We start from the raw sequence: 24,925 nt of genomic DNA, 5'->3' as shown, positions 1-24,925 counted from the left end.
GAGCTGTCCAGCTCGGTCGGCGAGATCGGCCGCCAGGTCGGTCAGGCGACCGCCATCGTGGCCGATGCGTCGGAGCGGACCGAGCGGTCGGTCGGCGAGATCCAGGGGCTCGCCACGGCGAGCGTGCGGATCGGCGACGTCGTCCAGCTGATCCAGGCGATCGCGGCGCAGACCAACCTGCTGGCGCTGAACGCCACCATCGAGGCGGGGCTTCGCCGTCGTCGCCCAGGAGGTGAAGACGCTCGCCGGCCAGACCGCCAAGGCGACGACCGAGATCTCCGAGCAGGTCGGCGCCATCCAGGCCTCGACCCGCAGCGCCGCGACCGCGGTCGCCGAGATCGGCACCGCCATGCGCCGGATCTCGGAGGTGACCAGCACCATCGCCACGGCGGTCGAGCAGCAGGACATCGCCTCGCGCGAGATCTCGCAGAGCGCCCAGATGGCGGCGCACGGCAACGCGTGCCTGGTCGGCAACATCTCCGGCGTCACCGGGGCGATCGACGAGACCAGCCGCTCCGCCGCCGGCGTGCTCGACAAGATCGGCGGCCTCACCCGCGACACCGAATCGCTCGCCGGCTCGATCCAGGACTTCTTCGAGCGCCTCGGGCAGGAGCAGCTGTCGGGTCAGCCGTCGTCCGGCGGCCAGTCGCGCGCGGCGTGAGCCCCGTCATTCCGGGGCGCGGGCGCAGCCCGCGAACCCGGAATCCAGCCCCGACCACCGAGGCTGCCGCTGGATTCCGGGTTCGCAGCTTCGCTGCGCCCCGGAATGACACCCCTCCCTGCCGCCGCCCTCACTCGCTCGCGTCGAAGGCGCCCGGGAGGTGCTGCGGCAGGTGGCCCGGCGCGATCAGGATCACGTCGAAGCGCAGCGGCAGGCCGCTCACTTGCGGGTGGCCGGCGAGCCAATGCTTCGCCGCATCGAGGATACGGCCGCGCTGGCGCACCGACACCGACTCGGCGGCGGCGTCGAGCGAGGCACGCGCCTTCACCTCGACGAACACCACGGTGCCCTTCCGCTGCGCCACGATGTCGATCTCGCCGACCGGCGTCTTGTAGCGCCGGTCGATGATCCGGTAGCCCTTGGCCCACAGGAACGCGGCCGCCTTGCTCTCCGCCGACAGCCCGAGCTTCTGGGCCGCCTGACGCTTCGGCGCCGGGGATTTTTGGGCCTCGTCGGGCGGCTCGTCGAACGACCCGGTCCTGATCACGACGGCGGGCCGCCGCGTCGCGGACGGCGACAGCGGCGAGGGCGAGCGCGACGGGACGTCGGCCCGCACCGGCGCCGCGCCGGGGCCGATCTCGCCGGGACGCTTCAGGGTGCGGCCGCCGGCCGGCCCGACGCTGCTGGGCACGGCGCGGACCGGCTTGCGCTTCGGTGGAACGTCGGGCGGACCATCATCGTCACGCGTCGTCATCGTGTGTCTCCCGGCCGAGCGCCAGCGCGCGCTGATAGACGGTGCGGCGCGGCTCGCCGGTCGCCGTCGCGACGGCCGCGACCGCGTCCTTGAGCGAGGCGGTGCGCATCGCCGCGGCGAGCTTCTCGTCGATCTCCGCGCCCGAGACAGGCGCGTCGGCCGCAGGCGGACCGATCACCAGAACAACCTCGCCGCGGGTCTCGGCCCCCTCCGCGTAGGCCTGCGCCAGCATCGCGAGATCGCCACGGCGCACCTCCTCGTGCAGCTTGGTCAGCTCGCGGCACACCGCCGCCTCGCGGGGTCCGAGCCTCTCGGCGAGATCGGCGAGCGCCTCGGCGAGCCGCGGGCCGGTCTCGAACAGCACCAGGGTCGCAGGAATTTTCTCGATCTCGGCGATCCGGCTGCGGCGCGGGCCACCGCGGGCCGGGAGAAAACCCTCGAAAAAGAAGCGGTCGGTCGGCAGGCCCGCGATGGCGAGCGCGGTCAGCACCGCCGACGGCCCCGGCACGGCGGTGACCGGGAATCCCGCCTCGCGCGCCTCGCGCACCAGCCGGAAGCCCGGATCGGAGACCAGCGGCGTGCCGGCATCCGACACCAGCGCGACCACCTCGCCGGCGGCGAGCCGGGAAAAAATCTTCGGTCGCGCCTGGGCGGCGTTGTGCTCGTGATAGGCGGTCAGCGGCCGGGCGATGCCGTAGCGGGAGAGCAGCTTGCGGGTCACCCGCGTGTCCTCGCAGGCAATCAGGTCGGCGGCCGCCAGCGTGAACAGGGCGCGCAGCGACAAGTCCTCCAGATGACCGATCGGCGTCGCCACCACGTAGAGGCCACCGGTGAGCGGCGGCGCCCGGCGCGGCGCGCCGAACAGCACGACGCTGCGCTCGCCGTCGGCGGCCTCCGCGGGATCGAGGTGCTCGAGCCCACCCGGACCGTCGTCGTCCCGAAGGTCGTCGTCCTGCTGATCGTGGTTCTGCGCGGCGGTCATGCGGCGGTTCTATCCCCCCGCGACCGGCGCCGGAAGCCCCGGCGGAGACGCCGCGTCGCGTGCCCGAGGATTGACCAGGCGGTTGCGCTGTGGCGCTGTTGCCGCCATGTCGTCGTCGCGCCGGGCCGCCTGGCCCGCGCCGGGCTCTTCGGATCTGCGACGGGCGTGGGGGAGTTGGGCAGATGACAGTCGCGAAGGCTCCGACACGGCGTGGCGTGGTGCGGGTGCTCGGGCTCGGCGGCACGGCGCTGGTCGCCGGCTGCGCCGGCCTCGATCTCGGCGGCGGCGGTCGCTCGCCCGACGCGCCGCCGGCACCGTCCCCGACGCCCGGCGTCTCGGCCGAGCCGCTGCCGCCGCCCGGCGCCGGTCCGGGCGGTGCCCCCGGTGCGCCGGGACAGACCCGCGTCACCCTGATCCTGCCGCTGTCGGCCGGCGGCAATGCCGGCGCCGCCGCGCAATCGATGAAGAACGCCGCCGAGCTGGCGCTCGCCGAGTTCAACAATCCCGACGTGCTGCTCGACGTGAAGGACGACGCCGGCACGGCGCAGGGCGCCCAGGCCGCTGCCCGTCAGGCTTTGGACGAGGGCGCCGTGGTGATCCTCGGGCCGTTGTTCGCCCACGCGGTCGGCGCGACGGCCCAGGTGGCGCGCGGAAAGGTGCCCGTGATCGCCTTCTCGACCGACGCCAATGTCGCGTCGCGCGGCGTCTATCTCCTGAGCTTCCTGCCCGAGTCCGACGTCGACCGGATCGTCGAGTACGCGGTCTCGCAGGGCAAGCGCTCGATGGCGGCCTTCCTGCCCGACAACCCCTATGGCAGCGTCGTCGAGGCGGCGTTCAAGCAGGCGGTCTCCCGCAAGGGCGGCCGGGTCACGGCGATCGAGCGCTACAAGCCGGGCGAGGCCGCGCAGGGGCCGGCCCGCCAGGTGGCGGATGTCGCCAGCCGCTCCGACGCGCTGTTTCTCGCCGACTCGGGCGAAGCGCTGCCGCGCGTCGTGCAGGCCCTGCAGGGCGCCGGCGTCGACCCCAAGCGCCTGCAGCTCCTCGGCACCGGCCTGTGGGACGACCAGCGGGTGTTCTCGGACCCGGCGCTCGACGGCGGCTGGTTCGCGGCGCCCGACTCGGCCGGCTTCCGCGGCTTTGCCGGACGCTACCGCATCCGCTACGGCCAGGACCCGGTGCGCACCGCGACGCTCGCCTACGACGCCGTCGCGCTCGTCGCCGCGTTGTTGAAGTCGCAAGGGGGCGGCCGCATCACCGACGAGATGCTCCTGAACCCGTCCGGCTTCGCCGGCATCGACGGCGTGTTCCGGTTCCGCCAGGACGGCACCAACCAGCGCGGGCTCGCCGTGCTCAAGGTCACCACGGCCGGCGGCGAGGTGGTCTCGGCCGCGCCGCGGACGTTCGGGTAGGTGACGAAGCGTCCCGACAAGGGGGCGGTTTGGACATCTGGCGCGCGAACGCCTACATAACGGGGCGTTCCGGGGCGTCGCGCCGCGGACGGACCTCCGAAAAATCCGGGCGACGCCCGCCAGAACCGCCCGACGAGATCATGACAATTTCGCTCGACCCGACCCCCGCCCCGTCCGCCGCTGAGACTGCCATGCCTTTGGAGGCGCTGGAGAAAACCGCGCTCGAGACCTATGTGGCGCCGGCCCGGCCGTCGCTGGTCGGGATGTCGCGGACAGCCTTGCGCGACGCGCTGGTCGGCATCGGGGTGCCGGCCGGCCAGGCCAAGATGCGGGTCCAGCAGCTCTGGCAGTGGATCTACGTGCACGGCGCCCGCGACTTCGACGTGATGACCAACGTGTCGAAGGATCTGCGCACGCGGCTTTCGACGCATTTCACCCTGGCGCGGCCCGAGGTGGTGGCCGAGCAGGTGTCGACCGACGGCACCCGCAAGTGGCTCCTGCGCCTGCCCGGCGACGGCGCCGCCGGCGCCGAGAGCCGCCCGCACGAGGTCGAGTGCGTCTACATCCCGGAGACCGACCGCGGCACGCTGTGCGTCTCCAGCCAGGTCGGCTGCACGCTCACCTGCGCGTTCTGCCACACCGGCACGCAGCGCCTGGTGCGCAACCTCACGGCCGGCGAGATCGTCGGCCAGGTGCTGCTGGCGAAGGACCGGCTCGGCGACTGGCCGGAGGGAACGCCGCCGGCCGACGGCCTCGTGCCGACCGACGGCGGCCGCTTCATCAGCAACATCGTGATGATGGGTATGGGCGAGCCGCTCTACAATTTCGAGGCGGTGCGCGACGCGCTGCTCGTTGTCGCCGACGGCGAGGGGATCGGCATCTCCAAGCGCCGCATCACGCTCTCCACCTCGGGCGTGGTGCCGAACATCGTGCGGGCCGGCGACGAGATCGGCGTGATGCTGGCGGTGTCGCTGCACGCCGTGCGCGACGACATCCGCGACGAGCTGGTGCCGCTGAACCGCAAGTATCCGATCGCGCAGCTGATGGAGGCCTGCCGCAACTATCCGGGTCTCAACAACGCGCGCCGCATCACGTTCGAATACGTGATGCTGAAGGGCGTCAACGACTCGCTCGCCGACGCCCGCGCCCTGGTGAAGCTCCTGAAGGGCATCCCGGCCAAGATCAACCTGATCCCGTTCAACCCGTGGCCCGGCACCAAGTACGAGTGCTCGGACTGGGATCAGATCGAGAAATTCTCCGAGTTCGTGTTCGACGCCGGCTACTCGTCGCCGGTGCGCACGCCGCGCGGCCGCGACATTTTTGCCGCCTGCGGCCAGCTCAAGAGCGCGACCGAGAAGCTCTCGGCGCGCGAAAGAATGGCACTGCGCGCCATGGCGATGACGGAGTGAGCGACAGTCTCCGCGCCCGTCATGCCCGGCCTCGTGCCGGGCATCCACGAGACAGGGCCGCGCCGCAAAAGACGTGGATGGCCGGGACGAGCCCGGCCATGACGAGGATGGACAATCGGATTTTCTCGACAGCCTCGTGATCATCCCATGGACGATGTCGGCCGCCTGCTGCTGCGCTTTCTCCTGGTCCCGCTCGGCGCCCTGATCGCGCTTCTGATTGCGATCGTCGTGGTGGTCGCGGCGAACTGGGGCGCCGTGCAGACGCTCGCCGCGGCCGCGCCGGAGCAGCAGGGCGACTTCTTCGTCGCCTTCGTGAGCGCCGCTCCCGAGCTGATGATGATGCTGGCCGCGACCGCGACCTATGCGCTCGCCGTCGCCACGGTCGGCGTGCTGATCGCCGAGGTGTTCGCGGTGCGCTCGTTCGTCTTCCATGCCGCCAATGGCGGGCTCGCCGCGGCGATCGGCTGGTCGCTGGCGGCGACCGAGGGCGGCATGCGCATGCTCTCCACGCCCGTCAGCCTGGTCGCCGCCGGGATCGCGGCCGGCCTCGCCTACTGGCTGGTCGCCGGCGCGACCTCGGGCTTCTTCAAGCCGTGGCGCAGTCGCCAGCCCCTCCCGCCCGCTGCCGATCCGCCTCCGGCGGAGAGCGCGCCGCGCTGAAGAACCGCACGCACGGCGGTCCGCGCCCCGCTGCGCGACGTCTTCGCCAGACCGTGCTCGGTCTTGTCCCAGCGATACGGGTCGCGAAAGATCTTGATCAGCGCCAGCCAGGCCGCGACCGACAGCAGGATCCAGTGCAGCGGCACCAGGGCCAGCACCCAGGCGAATCGGAGCAGGCCGCGCCGCTTCAGGCCGACGAGACCGAGCAGCAGCGACGCCGCCCAGCCCGCCACGGCGGTGAGGCCGAACAGCCCGGCGAGCGCGATCGCGACAGGATCGTCGAGAGCGAGCCCGCCCTCGCGCACCAGCTTCACCACGAGCGTCGCCGTGAACACCGGATGGACGAGCGCCGCCAGCACGGTGCCGCCGACCACGAGATGCAGGGTCGCGAAACCGGCCGGCCCGAGATCGCGCAGCGCCGCCCGCGGCGCGCGCATGTGGACGACGACGGTCTGGATCCAGCCCTGGAACCAGCGCCGGCGCTGCCGCAGCCACGGCCCGAGCCGCGCCGGCGCCTCCTCCAGCGTGGTCGACGTGATCACGTCGGTCGAGAAGCCGAAGCGGGCGAGCCGCACGCCGAGATCGGCGTCCTCGGTCAGGTTGAAAGCGTCCCAGCCGCCGACCGCCCGCAGCGCCGCGGTGCGGAAGTGATTCGACGAGCCGCCGAGCGGCAGCGGCAGCCGCAGCGTCGCCAGCACGGGCAGGAAGACGTCGAACAGCCCGGCATACTCGGCCGTGAACAGCGCGGTGAGCAGGCTGTCCCGCGTGTTGTCGATGGCGAGGCGGGCCTGCACGCAGGCGAGTCGGGCGGGACCGCGCGCGAACGCCGCGGCGGCGCGACGGAGCTGGTCGGGCTCAGGCCGGTCCTCGGCATCGAACACGGCGACATATTCGCCGCGGACGAACGGCAGCGCGGCGTTGAGCGCCTTCGGTTTTGTGCGCGGCCCTGTTTCCGGAACCGTCAACAGCTCCCAGTGCGGCCGGAGGCGCTCGGCCGCGAAGGCGCGGCGCGTCGCGGCGTCGTCGGCCTCCAGCGCGACGATGATCTGCAGCTTCTCGGGCGGCCAGTCGAGCGCGTCGAGGGCGGCGACGAGCTGCGGCACGGTCGCGGCCTCGCGATAGAGCGCGACGACGATCGTGGTGACGGGCAGCGTCTCGTCCGCGTCCCGCCGCAGGGCGGGCGGGCGGCGTGCCGGCGGCGTCGCCACGGCGAGGAGCCGCAAGGCGGTCCAAGCGAGGAACAGCACGGCCAGCACGATGCCGAGCGCGATCGCCGTGGCGCCGGGCCACACGATGCCGACGCCGCCGGCGGCCGCTATCGCCAGCGCGATACAGGCCGGCGCCAGCGGGCGCGGCGCCGCGGAGAGATCCGGATGCGTGGTCGCGAGCCCGAAGGCGGCGCGCCGGCCGAGCGCCGTGTCGGCCGTCCGGGCCACGAAGCGCCGCAGGCGGGCCTCGGTGGTCAGCCGGATCGCGCGCGGCGCGTCGGCCGAGCCGGCGAGCTCGGCGAGGCGCCGGGCCGCGGCGCCCTGCGGCGCCACCACGGTCTCGCGGCGCAGCCCGGTGTCGAGCGGCAGCATCCCGGCCGCCGCGGCGTCGATCAGGGCGTCGTCGTCGACCGGCACGGCATCGCGCGGGATCTCGTCCAGCGGCTCGAACGGCACGCGGAGATGGCGCGCCAGCGCCCGGACATAATCGTCGTCGCTCATCAGGCCGGTGGCGACCAGCACGCGGTCGGCCGTGGTGCCGATGGCGCGGGCGCGCCGCTCGGCGAAGGCGAGATCGCCGGGCGACAGCCGGTCGCGGACGCAGTCGAGCTCGGGACAGGCGCCGCGGGCCCGGCGCGGCATCGGCCGCGGCGCGCCGGTCGCCAGCCGCCGCAAGCCGGCGGCGACCAGGGAGTCGTCGAACGGGGGTTCGTCGACTGAAGACTCGACCGCCACGGTCCGCGGCACGACGGCCCCGGCCCGTCCAAGAAACCCCTCCCGCGGTCGCGTGTCCTCGCCGCGATAGAGCATCACGCCTCCGGGCCGGCCGGTCCGGCACGCCACTTGGACCGAGACGTCGCGTTCGACATCGACCGCGACTTCGACGCTGCTCCGGCCCGGAACTTCGTCTATAAGGGCGGCCCGCGATCCTCGCGGCGCCAATTCACCGGACGGCCGGATGCGACGACAGATTAGCCCAAGCACGCCGAAGTTGCGACAGGTTGCGCGCACGCCCGTTCAAAAGCGCGTCATGATTGCGCTGATCGCCGGCGTCGTGGCCGGACTGGTCGGTGTCGCCGGCTCTGGCCCGCTCGCGCCGGCCCCGGCGCACGCCCAGACGGCGTCGCCCGGCCTGCCGATCCCCGGCTTCTGGGACCCGAAGCGCCGCCCCGAGCGGCCCGACCTGCGTCTCACCCTGATCCGCTTCATGAGCGAGGTGGACTACCCGCCGTTCAACTATGCGGGGCCGGACGGCAACCCGGCGGGCTTCAACATCGATCTCGCCCGCGCCATCTGCGACGAGCTGAAGATCGCCTGCACGATCCAGATGCGCCGCTTCGACACGCTGGTCGAGTCGCTCGCCGAGAACCGCGGCGACGCCGCCATCGCGTCGATCGCGGTGACGCCGGAGACCCGCAAGAAGATCGACTTCTCCGACCCCTATTACCGGCCGCTGGCGCGCTTCGCGGCGCGGCGCGGCGCCGGGCTCGACACGGTGCTGCCCGAGCGGGTGGAGGGCAAGACGATCGCGGTCGTCGCCGGCACGGCGCACGAGGCGTATCTGAAGGCTTTGTTCACCGAGGCCGAGCTGAAGCCCTACCCGACCGCGGAGGACGCCCGGGCCGCCCTGCAGAAGGGCGAGGTCGACCTGCTGTTCGGCGACGGTTACGGCCTCGCCTTCTGGCTCAACGGCGCCGACGCGGGCGGCTGCTGCACCTTCGTCGGCGGGCCGTTCGTCGAGAGCCGCTATTTCGGCGAGGGCGTCGGCATCGCGGTGAAGAAGGGCAACGACCCGCTCCGCATGGCGATGAACTGGGCGCTGTTCCGGCTGTGGGAGAAGGGCAAGTTCGCCGACCTCTGGCTGAAATACTTTCCGGTCAATCCGTTCTGAGGCACCGCGCCGCCGCGCCGCGGTGCGGCCCATGCCGGACGACGAAACCGGGCAAAGAAATTGACCCCGGGCGCCCCGGTCCTTAGACGAGGCGGGCCGGGCTTTCCGCTGCGCCGCCCCGACGCGGCTTGCGCGCCCCGGCCCTGCCGGAGACCACGCATGTCCGATCCCGCCGCCGCCCTCGATCCCGCCGCCCTGCGGGCGCTCGCCGAAACCTCCACGGCCTGGCCGTTCGAGGAGGCGAGAAAGATCGTCGCGCGGCTGAAGAAGCATCCGAAGGACGAGGTGCTGTTCGAGACCGGCTACGGCCCCTCCGGCCTGCCGCATATCGGCACCTTCGGCGAGGTGGCGCGCACCACCATGGTGCGCCATGCCTTCAGGGTGCTGACCGACGACAGGATCAAGACCCGCCTGATCGCCTTCTCGGACGACATGGACGGGCTGCGCAAGGTGCCCGACAACATCCCCAACAAGGAGCTGGTGGCGGCCCATCTCGGCAAGCCGCTGACCCGGGTGCCCGACCCGTTCGGCACGCATCCGAGCTTCGGCGAGCACAACAATGCGCGGCTGCGCGCGTTCCTCGACGCCTTCGGCTTCGACTACGAGTTCGCCTCGTCGACCGAGTACTACAAGTCGGGCCGCTTCGACGCGACGCTGCTCGCGATGCTCGAGCACTACGACGCCGTGATGGAGATCATCCTGCCGACGCTCGGGCCGGAGCGGCGCGCCACCTACTCGCCGTTCCTCCCGGTGGACATCCGCACCGGTGTCGTCCTCCAGGTGCCGATGGTCGCCCGCGACGCCAACCGCGGCACCATCACGTACGAGCATCCCGAGACCGGCGAGCGCGTCACCACCTCGGTCACCCGCGGCATGGTCAAGTGCCAGTGGAAGGCCGACTGGGCGATGCGCTGGACGGCGCTCGGCATCGACTACGAGATGGCCGGCAAGGATCTGATCGACTCGGTCAAGCTCTCCGGCGAGATCTGCCGGGTGCTCGGCGGCCGCCCGCCCGAGGGCTTCACCTACGAATTGTTCCTCGACGACAAGGGCCAGAAGATCTCGAAGTCGAAGGGCAACGGGCTCACCATCGACGAGTGGCTGCGCTATGCGAGCCCGGAGAGCCTGTCGCTGTTCATGTATCGCGAACCGAAGGCGGCGAAGCGGCTGTACTTCGACGTGATCCCGCGCAATGTCGACGAGTACGCCCAGTTCCTCGACGGCTACAAGCGGCAGGACGGCAAGCAGCGCCTGACCAACCCGGTGTGGCACATCCATGCGGGAACGCCGCCCGACACCAGCGTGCCGATCTCGTTCACGATGCTGCTCAACCTCGTCTCGGCGTCGAACGCCGAGAATGCCGAGACGCTGTGGGGCTTCATCGGCCGCTACTGGCCCGGCGTGACGGCGCAGTCGCACCCGCGGCTGCAGCGCGAGGTCGAGTACGCGATCCACTATTTCCGCGATTTCGTGCTTCCCTCGAAGCGGTTCCGCGAGCCGACCGACGGCGAGCGCGCCGCGCTGATGGATCTGCGCGACGCGCTCTCGCAGCTCGCCGACGACGCCACCGCCGAGGCGATCCAGGAGGTCGTCTACGAGGTCGGCCGAAGGCCGCCGTTCCTGGACGAGAAGAAGAAGGGCAAGGACGGCAAGCCGGGCGTCTCGCTCGACTGGTTCAACCTGCTCTATCAGGTGCTGCTCGGCCAGGAGAAGGGCCCGCGCTTCGGCTCGTTCGTCGCCATCTACGGGCTCAAGAACACGGTCGACATGATCGACGGCGCGCTGGCGCGCTCGGCTTGATCAGCGCGCTTGGTCGTTCCGGGGCGTGAGCCGAAGGCTCACGAACCCGGAATCCAGCGGCAGGCTCCGAGATCGCGACTGGATTCCGGGTCTCGGCTGCTCTGCAGCCGATCCCGGAATGACGGGCCGATGCAGCTGATATACAAAGCTGATCGCATGACTCTCGCCGCCTACGCCCTGATCGGCGCCACCATCGTCGGCTCGTCCTTCGTCTCCGGCATCTTCGGGATGGCGGGCGGCATGATCCTGCTCGGCGTGCTGCTGACGCTCTACGACGTCGCCACCGCCATGGTGCTGTTCTCGATCATCCAGTTCGCGGCGAACGGCTGGCGCGCCGTGATGTGGCGGGCGCATGTGCGCTGGCCGATCTTCTGGTGGTACGCGGGCGGCGCGCTCGCTGCCTTCGGGGCGATGCGGCTCGTCGCCTTCATCCCCGACAAGGCGACCGTCTATCTGGCGCTCGGCGCCATGCCGTTCCTGGTCGAGCTGCTGCCGAAGAACGCGCGGCCCAACATCGAGTGGCGCGGCATGCCGTTCCTGGCCGGCCTGATCACGACGGTGGTGCAGCTCCTCTCGGGCGTCGGCGGGCTGTTTCTCGACATGTTCTTCCAGAAGAGCATGATCGACCGCAAGACCACGGTCGCCACCAAGGCGGTGAGCCAGACCTTCAGCCACGTGCTGCGGGCGACCTACTTCGCCTCCTTCGCGGGCGCCGCCCAGATCGACCCGTGGTGGGCGCTGGCGCCGGCCTTCCTGCTCAGCATCGCCGGCACGTCGCTCGCCGTCGCGGTGCTCGAGCGGATGACCGACCACGGTTTTCGCGCCTGGACCCGCTGGATCATTCTCGCCATCGGCGTCGTCTATCTGGCCCGGGGCACCGCCCTGGTGATCGGCGGCTGACTCTTTTTCCGCGAGCCCGGCCCACGCCCCTCGCTCCGTCATGGCGGCGCGCGTCACGGGCCGCCACGTCCTGCAGGCTTGTTTCAGCCGCGGGATGAGCCCGGCCATCCACGATCTTCGACGTCGCATCGCTGCGAGGACGTGGATGCCGGAGCACAAGGCCGGGCATGACGGGTCGGAGTGCGTGGACGCTCACAGCCCCCGCAGGAACTCCGGGCGCAGCATCGGCGCGCCTTTGCGGGCCGCCGCGACGATCTGCAGCAGCTGATCACGATCGTCGGGCAGCGTGCCGGCGAGGGGCAGACAGTTCGAGGCGTGGTTGGAGCGAAACGTCACCGGGTGCGGCGGATCGAGGGCGGCGAGCAGCGCCTCCTGCTCTTCCAGCACACCGGCATCGTCCTGCCACTCGAACGGCGTGCCGTCGCGCTGGAAGCGGGTGACGAACTCTTCGATCTCGTCCGCGCCGAGGCGGAGCTGAAGCGTCGAGAGATAGGCGGGCGGCGCCGCGTTGATCACGGCCGCGGTCCCCTCCACATGCTCGCGCCAGAGATGCTTGCCGCCGACCCCGAGGATGACGGTCGCCGACACGGCGAGGCCGGCGTCCCGCGCCCGGTTCATGGCCTCGGCGATGCGTTCCGGTGTCGCGCCCTTTCTGATCCGCGAGAGGATCGCGGGAGCCCCGGACTCGACCCCGACATAGACGAGCGACAGGCCCTTCTCGCGTAAGAGGCGCAACTCGTCCGGCGTTTTCTGCGTCAGGTTGATGGGCGTCGCATAGGACGACACCCGCTGCAGCCGCGGAAACGTGGCTGCGAGACGATCGAGAATCCCGACCAACGTCTCGGTCGGCAGCACCAGCGCGTCGCCGTCAGCGAGGAAGATGCGGTCGGCGTCCGGCCACCAGCGCGCCGCCGCGGCGATGTCGTCGAACACGTCGGCGAGCGGGCGCGCGTGGAAGTGCTTGGTCTTGTACATCGCGCAGAAGGTGCAGCGATTGAACGAGCAGCCGATCGTCGCCTGGATGATCAGGTTGCGGCCCTCGCTCGGGGGCCGGTACAGCGGCTCGTCGTACTGCAGGGGCGCGAAGCTCATCGTGCAGTCGCCTTGGCGCGGCGTTCGGTGCGGGAATGCACGCCGCCATCATAGCGCGAGCGTATCCGAAACGCACGCGGCCGGCACTGGGCCGGCCGCGGATCGGGAAGCGCTTGTGCCGGACGTGGGCGGCTCAGTGCCCGAGCGCGTCCTTCAGAACTTCCAGCTGGGCGAGGCGCTCGGTCGCCTTGTCGCGGGTGCGGTCGTCCTTGGCGTCGGCGACGTCTTCCTTGGCGTCGTCGATCGCCTGGCGGATCACGTCGGGCTGGATCTCGTCGACCGGGATGACCTCCTGGGCCAGCACGGTGAGGCCGTTCGGCCCGACCTCGGCGAAGCCGCCGCGCACCACGATCATCTTCGGCGCGTTCTCGCCGTAGACGGTGAGCACGCCAGGCCGCAGCGTCGCGACGAAGGGCGCGTGGCCGGCCATCACGCCGAAGTCGCCCTCCTCGCCCGGCACATCCACCTGGGTGACCTCGCCGGAGAACATCAGCTTCTCGGGCGACACGAGCTCGAAATGGAACGTGGACATGGTTGACCTTAGCGAATGGCGAATGGCGAGTAGCGAATAGGGTCGGAGACCATCCGCTGCTGCTCTTCCCGCTTCGCTACTCCCTATTCGCTATTCGCCACTCGCTATTCGCTCGCCGAAGGCGGCTTACGCGGCTTCCGCCGCCAGCCGCTTGCCCTTCTCGACCGCCGCCTCGATGGTGCCGACCATGTAGAAGGCGGCCTCCGGCAGGTGGTCGTACTTGCCCTCGCACAGGCCCTTGAAGCCGCGGATCGTGTCGGCGAGATCGACGAACACGCCCGGCGAGCCGGTGAACACCTCGGCGACGTGGAACGGCTGCGACAGGAAGCGCTCGATCTTGCGGGCGCGCGCCACGGTGAGCTTGTCCTCTTCGGAGAGCTCGTCCATGCCCAGGATCGCGATGATGTCCTGGAGCGCCTTGTAGCGCTGCAGCACCTGCTGCACCTGGCGGGCGACCGCGTAGTGTTCCTCGCCGACGACCCGCGGGTCGAGCATGCGCGAGGTCGAGTCGAGCGGATCGACGGCCGGGTAGATGCCCTTCTCGGCGATCGAGCGCGACAGCACGGTCGTGGCGTCCAGATGCGCGAACGAGGTCGCCGGCGCCGGATCGGTCAGATCGTCGGCCGGCACGTAGATGGCCTGCACCGAGGTGACCGAGCCCTTGGTCGTCGTCGTGATGCGCTCCTGCAGGGCGCCCATGTCGGTCGCCAGCGTCGGCTGATAGCCCACCGCCGACGGGATGCGGCCGAGCAGCGCCGACACCTCCGAGCCCGCCTGCGTGAAGCGGAAGATGTTGTCGACGAAGAACAGCACGTCCTGGCCCTGGTCGCGGAAGTACTCGGCGAGCGTCAGGCCGGTGAGGCCGACGCGGGCGCGGGCGCCGGGCGGCTCGTTCATCTGGCCGAACACCAGGGCGCACTTGGAGCCCTTGGTGTCGCCCTTGGTCTCGTGCGGGTCCTTGTTGACGCCCGACTCGATGAACTCGTGATAGAGGTCGTTGCCCTCGCGGGTGCGCTCGCCGACGCCGGCGAACACCGAGTAGCCGCCGTGCGCCTTGGCGATGTTGTTGATCAGCTCCTGGATGATCACGGTCTTGCCGACGCCGGCGCCGCCGAACAGGCCGACCTTGCCGCCCTTGGCGTAGGGCGCGAGGAGATCGACCACCTTGATGCCGGTGACCAGGATCTGCGACTCGGTCGACTGCTCGGTGTAGGGCGGCGCGTCGGCGTGGATCGGGCGGCGCTCCGTCGAGGCGATCGGGCCGGCCTCGTCGACCGGCTCGCCCACCACGTTGATGATGCGGCCGAGCGTACCCTCGCCGACCGGCACGGCGATCGGCAGGCCGGTGTCGGTGACGGTCTGGCCGCGGACCAGGCCCTCGGTCGTGTCCATGGCGATGGTGCGCACCGTCGACTCGCCGAGATGCTGCGCGACCTCGAGCACCAGCCGGTTGCCCTGGTTGTCGGTCTCGAGCGCGTTCAGGATCGCCGGCAGGTGATCCTCGAACTGCACGTCGACGACGGCACCGATGACCTGGGTGACTTTACCGACCGAGTGGGCTTGGGTGGCCATGGATGTCTCCTTGCGACTCGAACCGCGGCACGACCCGGTCCGAGCAAGACGCGAATGATGCTCAGACGACGGTCAGCGTGACCGGCACGTTGTTGCGGGTGGCGCGGGAATACGGGCAGATGCGGTGGGCGTCCTCGACCAGCGCCCGGACCTTGTCCTTGTCGGCGCCCGGGATCGACACCTTGATGTCGGCGGTCAGCGCGAAGCTCGTGTCGTCCTTGTCGATGCCGATCGACACCGTGACCTTGGCGGCCTGGCCGTCGACGCCGTGGTTCTTGGCGAGCGCCAGGATCGCCTGGCCGAAGCAGGACGACCAGCCGAGCGCGAAGAGCTGCTCCGGATTGTGGCCGTCGCCGTTGCCGCCCAGCTCCTTGGGGAACGCCATGGCGAGCCCGAGGCCGCCGTTCTCCAGCACCGCGCGGCCGTTGCGGCCGCCGCTCGTCGTCGCCGTCGTCTTGTAGGCCATGGGGGGTCTCCCGTTCGACTGTGCGGTGTTGCGTCGGAGCGCCTCAGAGCGCCTCGGCGCCGGAGATGATCTCGATCAGCTCCTTGGTGATCATCGCCTGGCGGGTGCGGTTGTATTTCAGCGTCTGCTTGCGGATCATCTCGCCGGCGTTGCGCGTGGCGTTGTCCATCGCGGTCATCTGGGCGCCGTAGAACGAGGCGGCGTTCTCCAGCAGCGCCTTGAAGACCTGCACCGAGATGTTGAGCGGCAGCAGCTCGGCGAGGATCTGCTCCTCGTCGGGCTCGTACTCGTAGACGGGCGCCGGGCCGTTGGCGGCCGCGCCCTCGAACACGGCCGGCACGATCTGCTGCGCGGTCGGGATCTGCGCGATCACCGACTTGAAGCGCGAGTAGAACAGCGTGCAGACGTCGAAGGCGCCCTGCTCGTAGAGCGAGATCACCCGCTGGCCGATCTCGTGGGCGTTCTCGAAGCGGATCTGGCGCACGGCGCGCAGATCGATCACGTCGATGATCTCGTCCTCGAACAGCCGCTTGAGCTGGTCGTAGCCCTTGCGGCCGACGCACAGGATCTTGATCGTCTTGCCTTCGGCGAGGAGCTGGTTGGCGCGGTCACGCGCGAGCCGCACGATCGCCGAGTTGAACGGGCCGCACAGGCCGCGCTCGCCCGTGCAGACGAGCAGCAGATGCACCTGGTCGCGGCCGGTGCCGGCGAGCAGGCGCGGCCCCTCGGGATTGTTCTGCACCGAGGCGGCGATGTTGCCGAGCGTGCGCTGCATGCGCTCCGAATAGGGCCGCGCGGCCTCGGCGGCCGCCTGGGCGCGCCGCAGCTTGGAGGCGGCGACCATCTGCATGGCCTTGGTGATCTTCTGCGTCGCCTTGGTCGCGGCGATCCGGTTTCGCAGGTCTTTCAGGCTCGGCATTCCGTGGTCACCTTTGCGCCCGGTCCGGCTTCGGTCTCGTCATGCCCGGCCTCGTGCCGGGCATCCACGCGCGTCGCTCTCTCACGTCCCGAGACGTGGATGGCCGGGACGAGCCCGGCCACGACGCTCAAGATCACGCGAAGGTCTTGGCGTACTCGTCGATGATCGACTTCACCTTGGCGGCGGTCGCGTCGTCGAGATCGCGCTTGTCGCGGATCGTGTTGAGCACGTCCTCGTACTTGGTCCGGAACAGCGACAGGAGGCCCTGCTCGAAGGACTTCACGCTCGCCACCGGCAGCGGGTCGAGATAGCCGTTGACGCCGGCATAGATGACGACGACCTGCTCCTCCATCTTCAGCGGCGAGAACTGCGCCTGCTTGAGGAGCTCGGTGAGCCGCGAGCCGCGATTGAGCAGGCGCTGCGTCGTCGCGTCGAGGTCGGAGCCGAACTGCGCGAAAGCCGCCATCTCGCGATACTGAGCGAGCTCGCCCTTGATCTTGCCGGCGACCTTCTTCATCGCCTTGGTCTGGGCCGAGGAGCCGACGCGCGACACCGACAGGCCGACGTTCACGGCGGGACGAATGCCCTGGTAGAACAGGTCGGTCTCCAGGAAGATCTGGCCGTCCGTGATCGAGATGACGTTGGTCGGGATGTAGGCCGACACGTCGTTGGCCTGCGTCTCGATGACCGGGAGCGCGGTGAGCGAGCCCGAGCCGTTCTCGTCGTTCATCTTCGCGGCGCGCTCGAGCAGGCGCGAGTGGAGATAGAACACGTCGCCCGGATACGCCTCGCGACCGGGCGGACGGCGCAGCAGCAGCGACATCTGGCGATAGGCGACCGCCTGCTTGGACAGGTCGTCGTAGAAGATCACGGCGTGCATGCCGTTGTCGCGGAAGTACTCGCCCATGGTGCAGCCGGCGAACGGCGCCAGGTACTGCATCGGGGCCGGATCGGAGGCCGTGGCGGCGACGACGATCGAGTATTCGAGCGCGCCGTTCTCTTCCAGCGCCTTCACGAACTGCGCGACGGTCGAGCGCTTCTGGCCCACCGCGACATAGACGCAGTAGAGCTTGATCTTCTCGTCGCCGGTCGCGTTGAGCGGCTTCTGGTTCAGGATGGTGTCGAGGACGATCGCGGTCTTGCCGGTCTGGCGGTCGCCGATGACCAGCTCGCGCTGGCCGCGGCCGATCGGGATCAGCGCGTCGATGGCCTTGAGGCCGGTCGCCATCGGCTCGTGCACGGACTTGCGCGGAATGATGCCGGGCGCCTTCACGTCGACGCGGCGGCGCTCGGTCGCCTCGATCGGGCCCTTGCCGTCGATCGGGTTGCCGAGCGCGTCGACGACGCGGCCGAGCAGGCCCTTGCCGACCGGCACGTCCACGATGGCGCGGGTGCGCTTGACGGTCTGGCCTTCCTTGATCTCGCGGTCGTTGCCGAAGATCACGATGCCGACATTGTCGATCTCGAGGTTCAGGGCCATGCCCCGCACGCCGTTCTCGAACTCGACCATCTCGCCGGCCTGGACGTTGTCGAGGCCGTAGACGCGGGCGATGCCGTCGCCGACGGAGAGGACCTGGCCGACTTCGGAGACCTCGGCTTCCTGGCCGAAGGTCTTGATCTGCTCCTTGAGGATCGCAGAAATCTCTGCGGCGCGGATGTCCATCAGCCGACCTCTTTCATCGCGTGCTTGATTGCATTCAGCTTGGTCCGGAGCGAGCCGTCGACCATCCGGCTGCCGACCTTCACCACGAGCCCGCCGATGATGGCGGGATCGACCTGCACTTCAATCTTGACGTTCTTGCCCGTGACGGCGTCGAGCGCCTTCTTGATCTCCGCCTTGTGAGCGTCGGCGAGCGGCTCGGCGACCGTCACGGTCGCCGTCACCTCGCCGCGGTGGCGGGCGAGCAGCTCGCGGAAGTCGCGGATCATGTCGCGCACGCCGAACAGGCGACGATTGTGGGCGACGAGGCGCAGGAAGTTCGCCGCCGTGCCGCCGATCTTGGCCTTGGCGAGCACCGCCGTCACGGCCCGGGTCTGCTCCTCGGCCGTGAAGGCCGGGCTGCGGACCAGACGCAGGAGATCGGGGCTGCCGTCGAGCAGCCGCTCGAAGCTGTCGAGATCGCGGCTCACCGCATCGAGCGTGCCCGTCTCGGAGGCGAGGTCGAACAGGGCGGTCGCGTAACGCCCTGCCATTCCGGCCACGATCGGATCGTCTGCTGCCACGGCGCTCTCTTTCGGCGTTCAGGCATCCAGGATCCCGCCGCGCCCTCCGCGGAAAGCGCGCAAGCCCCTGGAATGTCAGCGGGACCAGGATTGATTGGGGCGTCCGGAGCGGCCCACGCCCCGTTGAAAAACCGCCGGTTTGCTAACACAGGCCTGGGGGCGGTGCAATACGGCGAACGGCCCGCGAGACCGGCCGAACCGCGCGCCCGAACGACCGCCGCGACGGCGGTCGCGGACTCCGTCGCGACACCGCCGGCGCGGCAGCGACCGGGCCGGCGAGACGCCGCCCCGGTTCCCTGCCCGCACCTTATCCTATATGGAGGCGGCGCGACGCCGCGAGCGCCGCCCGCGCGTCCCTGCTGATCATGTCACCGGTCCCGTCCTCCCCGCCTCCGCTGTTCGTCGATCTCACCACGGCCTTCCAAGAGCGCGGCCGCATCGCCCACGGCACCGTGCGGGTCGAGCGCGAGCTGGTCGGCGCGCTCGCCGAGCGGGCGATCGCCGGCCGCGACGATCTCCGCTTCTGCCGCTTCGATCGGGCCGCCCACCGCTTCGTCGCGCTGACCGCCGCCGAGGCGCTCGCCGCGGTCCGCGCCCCGACCGAGCCGGAGCGCCGCCGGGCGCCGCGCCCGGCCTGGCGGTCGCATCCGCTGATGCAGCTCGGCCGGCGGCTCGAGCGGTTCGTGCGGACCGCGATCCGCGACCGCTTCCGCCGCCGACGCCGCGCCGTGGTCGAGGCCGTGGTGGCCCCGATCGGCGGGGCGGCTGAGATTTTTCCGGAGGGCGCCTGGCTGCTGCTGCCCGGCGAGCTGCAGCGGCACGACTTCGCCCACCTGATCGACCTGCGCCGCCGGCGCGGGTTGCGGCTCGCCATGCTGTTCTACGACCTGCTCGGCACCCTGCCGCCGGGCGATCCGCGCGCCGCCGACCCGGACGCCGCCGACATTCCGTCGAGCGAGTTCATCCTGCGCCATGCCGCGCTCGTCCTGTCGATCTCGCGGTTCAGCGCCGACGCGCTGGTCGCGCACGCGGGCGCGCGCGGCACCGCGCTGCCGCCCCTATCGGTGATCCGGCTCGGCCACCGCCTCGCCCCGGCCGCGCCCGACCTGCCGTCGGTCGACGGCCTGCCCCCGGGCGGCTTCGTCCTCACCGTCGGCGACGTGACGGGGCGCAAGAACCAGCGCCTGCTCACCGACATCTGGGGCGACCTGGCGCGGGCGCGCGGCGGGCGGGTGCCGCCGCTGGTGATCGCCGGCCGGATCGGCCACGACGGCGCGCCCCTCGTCGCCGCCGTGACGGCCGATCGCGACGCCGCGCCGGTGGTCCGCTTCCTCAGCAATGTCGACGACGGCCAGCTCCGCTGGCTCTACGCCAACTGCCGGTTCACGGTGTTCCCGTCCTTGTCCGAGGGCTTCGGCCTGCCGGTGGTCGAGAGCCTGGCGCTCGGCAAGGCCTGCATCGCCTCGACGAGGACGGCGATTCCGGAGGCGAGCCAAGGCGCCGCCCTGCATCTCGACCCGGCCGATACGACGGCCTGGCGGCATGCGATCGAGACGCTGCTCGACGACGACGCGGCGCGGGCGCGGGCCGAAGCGGCGATCACGGAAAAATTCCGCCTGGTCGGCTGGGACGACACCGCCGCCGACGTCCTCGCCGCCACTGACGCGGCACGGTCGGCGAACCACCCGCCGCCCTGATCACGCCTTCCCGAGGCGCGGACGGAGCAGCATCGGGCCGTAGACCGCGCAGAAGCCCCAGAACGCCACGACCCAGGCGAGCGCCGCGGCCCACAGGAGCGGAGTCGCCAGCTCGGGAACCAGCGCGGCGAGGAGACGCAGGCCGGCCGCGACGACGACCGCGCCATAGACGGCGCGGGTCGACGGCGGCGCCTCGAGGGCGCGGCCGGTGTGGCCACGCGTCGCCCGCGTCATCACGGCGAGCGTCATCACCCCGACGGCGCCGACCGACCAGGCATGGATGCCGGCGGCCTCCGGCACGACGGGCCACAGCGCGGCCGCGGCCAGCAGCAGGAAGCCGAGCGGGATGAAGGCGTAGCCGAGGTGCAGGATCAGCACCAGGGCGTCGCGCCCGGTGCGATCGCCGGCCCAGCGCGCGAGCCGAAGCGCCTGGACGGCCCCGGCGAGCCCGAGCAGCGCCGCCGTGAGCCATCCGGTGGGCGCCACCAGCCAGGCGGCCAGCGCCGGCACCGACACGCCGATCGCCGCCGCGTCGAGCCGCCCGAACGGCGCCGGCAGCCGGCCCGGATTGGCCTTGACCAGCCAGTTGCGGGTGAAGCTCGGGACGATGCGGCCGCCGATCAGCACGATCAGCATGACGATCGCGGCGAGCGCCAGCCGCCGGCCGAGCACGGCCTCGCCGCGGACATGCGCCTCGACATGGACGACGACGTCGGCGGCGGCGAACACGCCGACGATGACGAGGACGCGGAGGTTGCGCCAGTTCCTGCCGGCGATCACCTCGCGGCCGGCCGCGGCGAGCACCAGCAGCAGGAACGCGACGTCGATCACGGCTACGGCCACCCAGCCGAGCGCCCCGCCGAACGAGACGGCGACCCGGCCGGCGAGCCAAGCCAGCACCAGCACCAGCAGCGGCGTCCCGGCGAGCGGCAGCCGGCCGGTCCAGTTGGGGATGGCGGTCAGCAGGAACCCCGTCACCACCGCGGCGACATAGCCGAACAGCAGCTCGTGGGCGTGCCAGTCGACCGGCGCGAACACCGTGTCGATGGCGATGCGGCCCTCGTAGACCGGCATCCACACGAGCACGGCGAGGCCGGCGAACAGCGCGCCGGCGAGGAAGAACGGACGAAAGCCGTAGCTCAGCAGGGCCGGGCCGGAATAGGGAGCGACGCGCGGGACGGGGGTCATGCGACCTCCAGGCAGGAGGGGATCACGATCGGAACCGGGCGAACCCCGCCCGGTTCCTCGTTCACCCATGCGCCGTCCGCGACCGCGGCGGAACCAGCGTCTTTAGAGCCGCTTGATTTTCGTCAAGCTTCTGGTCTTTTGCTGGTCGGCCCCTCGTCTTGTGGCCGGATCCCGCAGCCGGCCGGCTCGTCGGATCGTCCGTTTGGAACCAAGAGGGAAGAAGGCACGATGATCACCAAAGCGTTCGTTATCGCATTCGCCTTGGCGGCCACCACCGGGATCGCCGCCGCCCAGGACGTCGCGGCCGGCGCCGTGTCGTTCCGCAAGTGCACGCCCTGCCACAACATCGGCGAAGGCGCGACCAACAAGGTCGGCCCGGTGCTCAACGGCCTCGAGGGCCGCAAGAGCGGGCAGATCCCGGGCTTCAACTACTCCGAGGCCAACAAGAACTCGGGTCTCACCTGGGACAAGGCGACGTTCAAGTCCTACATCGCCGATCCGCGCGCCAAGATCCCGGGCACCAAGATGGTCTTCGCCGGCATCAAGAACGACAAGGAGCAGGACGATCTCTGGGCGTTCCTGATCCAGTACGGCCCGGACGGAAAGAAGAAGTAGTCGATCGACCACGCCTGCTTCGGTCAATCGTCCCGATTGAATCGTGTCATCGCGCGCCGTGGCTCCGCCCCGGCGCGCTTTATTTTTGTCAGGCAGCCCGGACGGGCCGACCCACCCGGTCGGATGATCCCCCCGGACCGGTCCGACGGCGAGGGGCCGTGCGGCACGCAGAGCGCCGAGCTCGACAGGATCGTCCGAATCTTCCGCTGTAATTTTAAGAAATACTTCGTGATGCAGCGCGGGATCGCTGCCATCTTGTGCGCACATTTTCCCGATTAAAGGCGAGTCTTCACGCAACAACATGGGGACTATACAGCGCATGGCGATGAACTTTGTACGGTGTCTCGCAGTATTGATCGCACTATTCGCTGTCGTGAATTTTTCGACTCGCGCCGAGGCCTTCACCCAATCGGGCATTGCTTCGGTCTATTCGGGCGGCAGGACCGCCAATGGCGAGCGCGCGCATGCCGGAGGCATGACGGCCGCCCACAAGCATCTCCCCTTCGGGACGCGGGTGCTGGTCACCCACCGCCGGACCGGCAAGTCGGTGGTCGTCCGCATCAACGACCGCGGCCCGTTCGTGCGCGGCCGAGTGATCGACCTGACGCCCGCCGCGGCGCGATCGATCGGCCTGGGTTACGGCCTCGCGCCGGTGTCGATCGCGGTGCTCGGCCGCAACTGATACGTCGCCGGGCCGATCCGCATCGAGGGGCGCCGCGCCGCGGCGCCCCTTTTTTGTTGCGCCCGCGGCATCGCGTCGCTGCGCCGCACCCGCAGGCGGGGATCGGATCGGCACGATCGTCGGGCGGGGCGCCGACCGCGCTGCGGCGACACGGCCGCGCAGCCGCGAAGAGACCTTTGCGCCGCGGACCGATAGTGTGCGACAAAGGAGTCCGGGTGCACGCGCCGCCGACTCTCGGGTGCAGCGCATCCATGGCGACTGCGCGAGAGGGGGCCGACCCGATGCTTCGATCCGCGATGCTTCGATCGTCCAGAGAGTCGCGGCCGCCCGCGCCCGGCCCCTCGCCCGGCCCCTGCCGGAGCCCCGCTCACGCCCTCGTCCGACCGCGCCTGCTGCCGTCGCGCCCCGCGTGACGGTCGCCGACGGCCGGATCGACCGTTTCCCAAGCCCATTCCTCGCGGAGCTGCAATGATCGAGGTCGCGCGCTATCTGTCCGTCAACCGCATCGCCTACTTCTCGATGGAGGTCGGGATCCGGCAGGAGATGCACACCTACTCGGGCGGCCTCGGGCTGCTCGCCGGCGACGCGGCGCGCTCCGCCGCCGACCTCGACCTGCCGATGGTGTTCGTGACACTGGCCTCGCGCGAGGGCTCGATCAAGCAGGAGATCGACGCCGAGGGCCACCAGATCGACGGCCCCGATCCGTGGAACCCGGAGGACTGGGCGACCCCGATCGGCGCCATGGTGGCGGTCGAGATCGAGGGCCGGCAGGTGTGGATCCGGCCCTGGCTCTACGACCTGAAGTCGCCGCGCGGCTTCCAGATCCCGGTGCTGCTCCTCGACACCAACGTGCCGGAGAACGAGCCGCGCGACCGCATCATCACCAACCGGCTGTATTTCGGCGACGAGAAGGACCGCATCAAGCAGGAGGTGGTGCTCGGCATCGGCGGCGTGCGGGTGTTGCGCGCGCTCGGCTTCACCATCGACACCTATCATCTCAACGAGGGCCACGCGGCGTTCCTGTCGCTCGCTTTGCTCGACCAGCACCGCATCAACCGCATCCCCGGGATCCCGGAGCCGTTCAGCTACGACGTCCACGCGGTGCGCGAGAAGTGCGTGTTCACCACCCACACGCCGGTCGAGGCGGGGCACGACCGTTTCTCCTACGAGGACGTGCGGTCGATCGTCGGCGACCTGATCGAGTTCGACCAGCTCAAGCTGCTCGCCGGTCCGGACCATCTCAACATGTCGCAGCTCGCGCTCAACCTGTCGCGCTACGCCAACGGCGTCGCCCGGCGGCACGCCGAGACGGCGCAGAAGATGTTCCCGGCCTACAAGATCCGCACCGTCACCAACGGCGCGCACGTGCCGATGTGGATGCATCCGGCGATCGCCGACCTGTTCAAGACGATCGCGCCGCACTGGGCCTACGAGCTCGAGGATCTGCTGAAAGCGGACCAGGTGCCGCCCGATGCCCTGTGGGACGCCCACCAGCGCGCCAAGCGCGAGCTGATCGCCTATGTGAAGGCGACCACCGGGGTCGAGATGGATCCCGACGTGCCGCTGATCGGCTTCGCCCGCCGGATGACCGGCTACAAGCGACCCGACCTCCTGTTCCACGACGTGGAACGGCTCCAGGCGATCGCGGGCGGGCGCCGGTTCCAGGTGGTGATGGCCGGCAAGGCCCATCCGCGCGACTTCGAGGGCAAGGCGCGCATCCGGGCGATCCACCAGCACATGAGATCGATCAAAGACATCCCGATGGCGTTTCTGCCAAACTACAGCATCGCCATCGCCATGAAGCTCGTCTCCGGCTGCGACGTATGGCTGAACAATCCGGTGCCCCCGCTCGAGGCTTCGGGGACGAGCGGCATGAAGGCGGCGTTCAACGGCGTCCTGAACTTCAGCGTGCTGGACGGATGGTGGCTCGAGGGCTGGGAGGAAGGCGTGACCGGCTGGGCGATCGGCAGCGACGGCAGCGACCCGTCGCCCGAGGCGCACGCCGCCGCCATGTACGACAAGCTCGAGTCGACCGTGCTGCCGCTCTATCACGACGATCGGGCGCGGTGGATCTGGATGATGCAGCAGACCATCGCCAAGATCGGCGCGGTGTTCAACTCGGCCCGCATGATGCGGCGCTACGCGACGGAGGCCTATCTGCGCTCCTAGTCGACGGATGCGCCGTCGCCGGCCCTGCCGGCGCCGGCGACGCGACACCGGAGGCGCCGCGCAGGCCGGACCTGCGCGGGCGACCCGGCCGGGAGA

The 24,925-nt window shown here is 70.5% G+C and carries 22 protein-coding genes; 11 read left to right on the top strand and 11 right to left on the bottom strand.

Annotation, left to right across the window (positions count from 1 at the left end):
* The first annotated feature begins 367 nt into the window (after nucleotides 1-367).
* Nucleotides 368-661 (top strand): hypothetical protein, encoded by a 294-nt coding sequence (locus ABTU92_RS13300; protein ID WP_408091448.1) that lies wholly within the window; start codon nucleotides 368-370, stop codon nucleotides 659-661.
* Between the two features lie 130 nt (nucleotides 662-791).
* Here ABTU92_RS13300 and ABTU92_RS13295 read toward each other — a convergent pair whose 3' ends face one another.
* Nucleotides 792-1,208 (bottom strand): YraN family protein, encoded by a 417-nt coding sequence (locus tag ABTU92_RS13295; protein ID WP_408091440.1) that lies wholly within the window; start codon nucleotides 1,206-1,208, stop codon nucleotides 792-794.
* 193 nt (nucleotides 1,209-1,401) lie between these two features.
* A complete protein-coding gene (rsmI, locus tag ABTU92_RS13290; RefSeq protein WP_408091334.1) occupies nucleotides 1,402-2,397 on the bottom strand; it encodes a 16S rRNA (cytidine(1402)-2'-O)-methyltransferase in 996 nt (331 codons plus the stop codon).
* 182 nt (nucleotides 2,398-2,579) lie between these two features.
* On the opposite strand from rsmI, the gene ABTU92_RS13285 reads away from it, so the two are divergent.
* The 3 genes from ABTU92_RS13285 to ABTU92_RS13275 all read left to right on the top strand — a co-directional run bounded on the left by ABTU92_RS13285 (nucleotide 2,580) and on the right by ABTU92_RS13275 (nucleotide 5,875).
* A complete protein-coding gene (locus tag ABTU92_RS13285; RefSeq protein WP_408091332.1) occupies nucleotides 2,580-3,806 on the top strand; it encodes a penicillin-binding protein activator in 1,227 nt (408 codons plus the stop codon).
* Nucleotides 3,807-3,997: 191 nt separating this feature from the next.
* Complete coding sequence (gene rlmN / locus ABTU92_RS13280; RefSeq protein ID WP_408091330.1) at nucleotides 3,998-5,215, top strand: 23S rRNA (adenine(2503)-C(2))-methyltransferase RlmN; 1,218 nt, start codon at nucleotides 3,998-4,000, stop codon at nucleotides 5,213-5,215.
* Between the two features lie 147 nt (nucleotides 5,216-5,362).
* Nucleotides 5,363-5,875, top strand: coding sequence for a hypothetical protein (locus ABTU92_RS13275; protein ID WP_408091328.1), 513 nt, complete (start codon nucleotides 5,363-5,365; stop codon nucleotides 5,873-5,875).
* Here the strand turns inward: ABTU92_RS13275 and ABTU92_RS13270 are convergent.
* Entirely contained in the window at nucleotides 5,767-7,893 is a 2,127-nt protein-coding gene (locus ABTU92_RS13270) for a glycosyltransferase (protein ID WP_408091326.1), read from the bottom strand. The genes ABTU92_RS13275 and ABTU92_RS13270 overlap by 109 nt on opposite strands.
* Before the next feature lie 220 nt (nucleotides 7,894-8,113).
* Between ABTU92_RS13270 and ABTU92_RS13265 the strand changes: the two genes are divergently transcribed.
* From ABTU92_RS13265 to ABTU92_RS13255, 3 genes are all read left to right on the top strand, one after another.
* The gene (locus ABTU92_RS13265; protein WP_408091324.1) at nucleotides 8,114-8,974 is read left to right on the top strand and encodes a transporter substrate-binding domain-containing protein; all 861 of its coding nucleotides are present in this window, start codon (nucleotides 8,114-8,116) and stop codon (nucleotides 8,972-8,974) included.
* Nucleotides 8,975-9,133: 159 nt separating this feature from the next.
* Nucleotides 9,134-10,774 (top strand): lysine--tRNA ligase, encoded by a 1,641-nt coding sequence (locus ABTU92_RS13260; RefSeq protein WP_408091322.1) that lies wholly within the window; start codon nucleotides 9,134-9,136, stop codon nucleotides 10,772-10,774.
* Nucleotides 10,775-10,930: 156 nt separating this feature from the next.
* Nucleotides 10,931-11,674: a TSUP family transporter gene (locus tag ABTU92_RS13255; protein WP_408091320.1), complete on the top strand. Its 744-nt coding sequence runs from the start codon at nucleotides 10,931-10,933 to the stop codon at nucleotides 11,672-11,674.
* A 192-nt stretch (nucleotides 11,675-11,866) separates the two neighbouring features.
* Here the strand turns inward: ABTU92_RS13255 and ABTU92_RS13250 are convergent, their stop codons facing one another.
* From ABTU92_RS13250 to ABTU92_RS13220, 7 genes are all read right to left on the bottom strand, one after another.
* The gene (locus ABTU92_RS13250) at nucleotides 11,867-12,766 is read right to left on the bottom strand and encodes a radical SAM protein (RefSeq protein WP_408091318.1); all 900 of its coding nucleotides are present in this window, start codon (nucleotides 12,764-12,766) and stop codon (nucleotides 11,867-11,869) included.
* A gap of 133 nt (nucleotides 12,767-12,899) precedes the next feature.
* Nucleotides 12,900-13,298, bottom strand: coding sequence for a F0F1 ATP synthase subunit epsilon (locus ABTU92_RS13245; protein ID WP_408091316.1), 399 nt, complete (start codon nucleotides 13,296-13,298; stop codon nucleotides 12,900-12,902).
* A gap of 126 nt (nucleotides 13,299-13,424) precedes the next feature.
* The gene (gene atpD, locus ABTU92_RS13240) at nucleotides 13,425-14,870 is read right to left on the bottom strand and encodes a F0F1 ATP synthase subunit beta (RefSeq protein WP_408091314.1); all 1,446 of its coding nucleotides are present in this window, start codon (nucleotides 14,868-14,870) and stop codon (nucleotides 13,425-13,427) included.
* Between the two features lie 61 nt (nucleotides 14,871-14,931).
* Nucleotides 14,932-15,336 carry an organic hydroperoxide resistance protein gene (locus ABTU92_RS13235; protein WP_408091312.1) on the bottom strand — a complete coding sequence of 135 codons (405 nt, stop codon included), beginning with the start codon at nucleotides 15,334-15,336 and terminating at the stop codon, nucleotides 14,932-14,934.
* 43 nt (nucleotides 15,337-15,379) lie between these two features.
* Nucleotides 15,380-16,255: a F0F1 ATP synthase subunit gamma gene (locus ABTU92_RS13230; RefSeq protein WP_408091310.1), complete on the bottom strand. Its 876-nt coding sequence runs from the start codon at nucleotides 16,253-16,255 to the stop codon at nucleotides 15,380-15,382.
* Between the two features lie 133 nt (nucleotides 16,256-16,388).
* A complete protein-coding gene (gene atpA, locus ABTU92_RS13225; protein WP_378478923.1) occupies nucleotides 16,389-17,918 on the bottom strand; it encodes a F0F1 ATP synthase subunit alpha in 1,530 nt (509 codons plus the stop codon).
* Nucleotides 17,918-18,478 (bottom strand): F0F1 ATP synthase subunit delta, encoded by a 561-nt coding sequence (locus ABTU92_RS13220; RefSeq protein WP_408091307.1) that lies wholly within the window; start codon nucleotides 18,476-18,478, stop codon nucleotides 17,918-17,920. The genes atpA and ABTU92_RS13220 overlap by 1 nt, the downstream gene beginning before the upstream one ends.
* Nucleotides 18,479-18,843: 365 nt before the next feature.
* On the opposite strand from ABTU92_RS13220, the gene ABTU92_RS13215 reads away from it, so the two are divergent.
* Nucleotides 18,844-20,175 carry a glycosyltransferase gene (locus tag ABTU92_RS13215; protein WP_408091305.1) on the top strand — a complete coding sequence of 444 codons (1,332 nt, stop codon included), beginning with the start codon at nucleotides 18,844-18,846 and terminating at the stop codon, nucleotides 20,173-20,175.
* Here the strand turns inward: ABTU92_RS13215 and ABTU92_RS13210 are convergent, their stop codons facing one another.
* Complete coding sequence (locus ABTU92_RS13210; RefSeq protein ID WP_408091303.1) at nucleotides 20,176-21,363, bottom strand: NnrS family protein; 1,188 nt, start codon at nucleotides 21,361-21,363, stop codon at nucleotides 20,176-20,178.
* A gap of 228 nt (nucleotides 21,364-21,591) precedes the next feature.
* Here ABTU92_RS13210 and ABTU92_RS13205 point away from each other — a divergent pair, with 228 nt between their 5' ends.
* From ABTU92_RS13205 to glgP, 3 genes are all read left to right on the top strand, one after another.
* Nucleotides 21,592-21,978 (top strand): cytochrome c family protein, encoded by a 387-nt coding sequence (locus ABTU92_RS13205; RefSeq protein ID WP_111359406.1) that lies wholly within the window; start codon nucleotides 21,592-21,594, stop codon nucleotides 21,976-21,978.
* Between the two features lie 319 nt (nucleotides 21,979-22,297).
* On the top strand, nucleotides 22,298-22,660 hold the full coding sequence (locus ABTU92_RS13200; RefSeq protein ID WP_408091301.1) for a septal ring lytic transglycosylase RlpA family protein: 363 nt from the start codon (nucleotides 22,298-22,300) through the stop codon (nucleotides 22,658-22,660).
* A 468-nt stretch (nucleotides 22,661-23,128) separates the two neighbouring features.
* Nucleotides 23,129-24,829, top strand: a complete 1,701-nt coding sequence (glgP, locus tag ABTU92_RS13195) for an alpha-glucan family phosphorylase (RefSeq protein ID WP_408091299.1) — start codon at nucleotides 23,129-23,131, stop codon at nucleotides 24,827-24,829.
* Nucleotides 24,830-24,925: the final 96 nt, after the last annotated feature.

The sequence above is a fragment of the Rhodoplanes sp. SY1 genome (assembly GCF_046000175.1).
Lineage (GTDB): Bacteria > Pseudomonadota > Alphaproteobacteria > Rhizobiales > Xanthobacteraceae > Rhodoplanes.
Note: the sequence above shows the minus strand (reverse complement) of the source record. Positions and strands in the feature narration are given on the sequence as shown.

What these genes read in the sequence shown, in the direction of transcription:
- rsmI (WP_408091334.1), bottom strand. Translation starts at nt 2,397, where the DNA reads ATGACCGCCGCGCAGAACCACGATCAGCAGGACGACGACCTTCGGGAC.
- ABTU92_RS13285 (WP_408091332.1), top strand. Translation starts at nt 2,580, where the DNA reads ATGACAGTCGCGAAGGCTCCGACACGGCGTGGCGTGGTGCGGGTGCTC.
- rlmN (WP_408091330.1), top strand. Translation starts at nt 3,998, where the DNA reads ATGCCTTTGGAGGCGCTGGAGAAAACCGCGCTCGAGACCTATGTGGCG.
- ABTU92_RS13275 (WP_408091328.1), top strand. Translation starts at nt 5,363, where the DNA reads ATGGACGATGTCGGCCGCCTGCTGCTGCGCTTTCTCCTGGTCCCGCTC.
- ABTU92_RS13270 (WP_408091326.1), bottom strand. Translation starts at nt 7,893, where the DNA reads ATGCTCTATCGCGGCGAGGACACGCGACCGCGGGAGGGGTTTCTTGGA.
- ABTU92_RS13265 (WP_408091324.1), top strand. Translation starts at nt 8,114, where the DNA reads ATGATTGCGCTGATCGCCGGCGTCGTGGCCGGACTGGTCGGTGTCGCC.
- ABTU92_RS13260 (WP_408091322.1), top strand. Translation starts at nt 9,134, where the DNA reads ATGTCCGATCCCGCCGCCGCCCTCGATCCCGCCGCCCTGCGGGCGCTC.
- ABTU92_RS13255 (WP_408091320.1), top strand. Translation starts at nt 10,931, where the DNA reads ATGACTCTCGCCGCCTACGCCCTGATCGGCGCCACCATCGTCGGCTCG.
- ABTU92_RS13250 (WP_408091318.1), bottom strand. Translation starts at nt 12,766, where the DNA reads ATGAGCTTCGCGCCCCTGCAGTACGACGAGCCGCTGTACCGGCCCCCG.
- ABTU92_RS13245 (WP_408091316.1), bottom strand. Translation starts at nt 13,298, where the DNA reads ATGTCCACGTTCCATTTCGAGCTCGTGTCGCCCGAGAAGCTGATGTTC.
- atpD (WP_408091314.1), bottom strand. Translation starts at nt 14,870, where the DNA reads ATGGCCACCCAAGCCCACTCGGTCGGTAAAGTCACCCAGGTCATCGGT.
- ABTU92_RS13235 (WP_408091312.1), bottom strand. Translation starts at nt 15,336, where the DNA reads ATGGCCTACAAGACGACGGCGACGACGAGCGGCGGCCGCAACGGCCGC.
- ABTU92_RS13230 (WP_408091310.1), bottom strand. Translation starts at nt 16,255, where the DNA reads ATGCCGAGCCTGAAAGACCTGCGAAACCGGATCGCCGCGACCAAGGCG.
- atpA (WP_378478923.1), bottom strand. Translation starts at nt 17,918, where the DNA reads ATGGACATCCGCGCCGCAGAGATTTCTGCGATCCTCAAGGAGCAGATC.
- ABTU92_RS13215 (WP_408091305.1), top strand. Translation starts at nt 18,844, where the DNA reads ATGTCACCGGTCCCGTCCTCCCCGCCTCCGCTGTTCGTCGATCTCACC.
- ABTU92_RS13210 (WP_408091303.1), bottom strand. Translation starts at nt 21,363, where the DNA reads ATGACCCCCGTCCCGCGCGTCGCTCCCTATTCCGGCCCGGCCCTGCTG.
- ABTU92_RS13205 (WP_111359406.1), top strand. Translation starts at nt 21,592, where the DNA reads ATGATCACCAAAGCGTTCGTTATCGCATTCGCCTTGGCGGCCACCACC.
- ABTU92_RS13200 (WP_408091301.1), top strand. Translation starts at nt 22,298, where the DNA reads ATGGCGATGAACTTTGTACGGTGTCTCGCAGTATTGATCGCACTATTC.
- glgP (WP_408091299.1), top strand. Translation starts at nt 23,129, where the DNA reads ATGATCGAGGTCGCGCGCTATCTGTCCGTCAACCGCATCGCCTACTTC.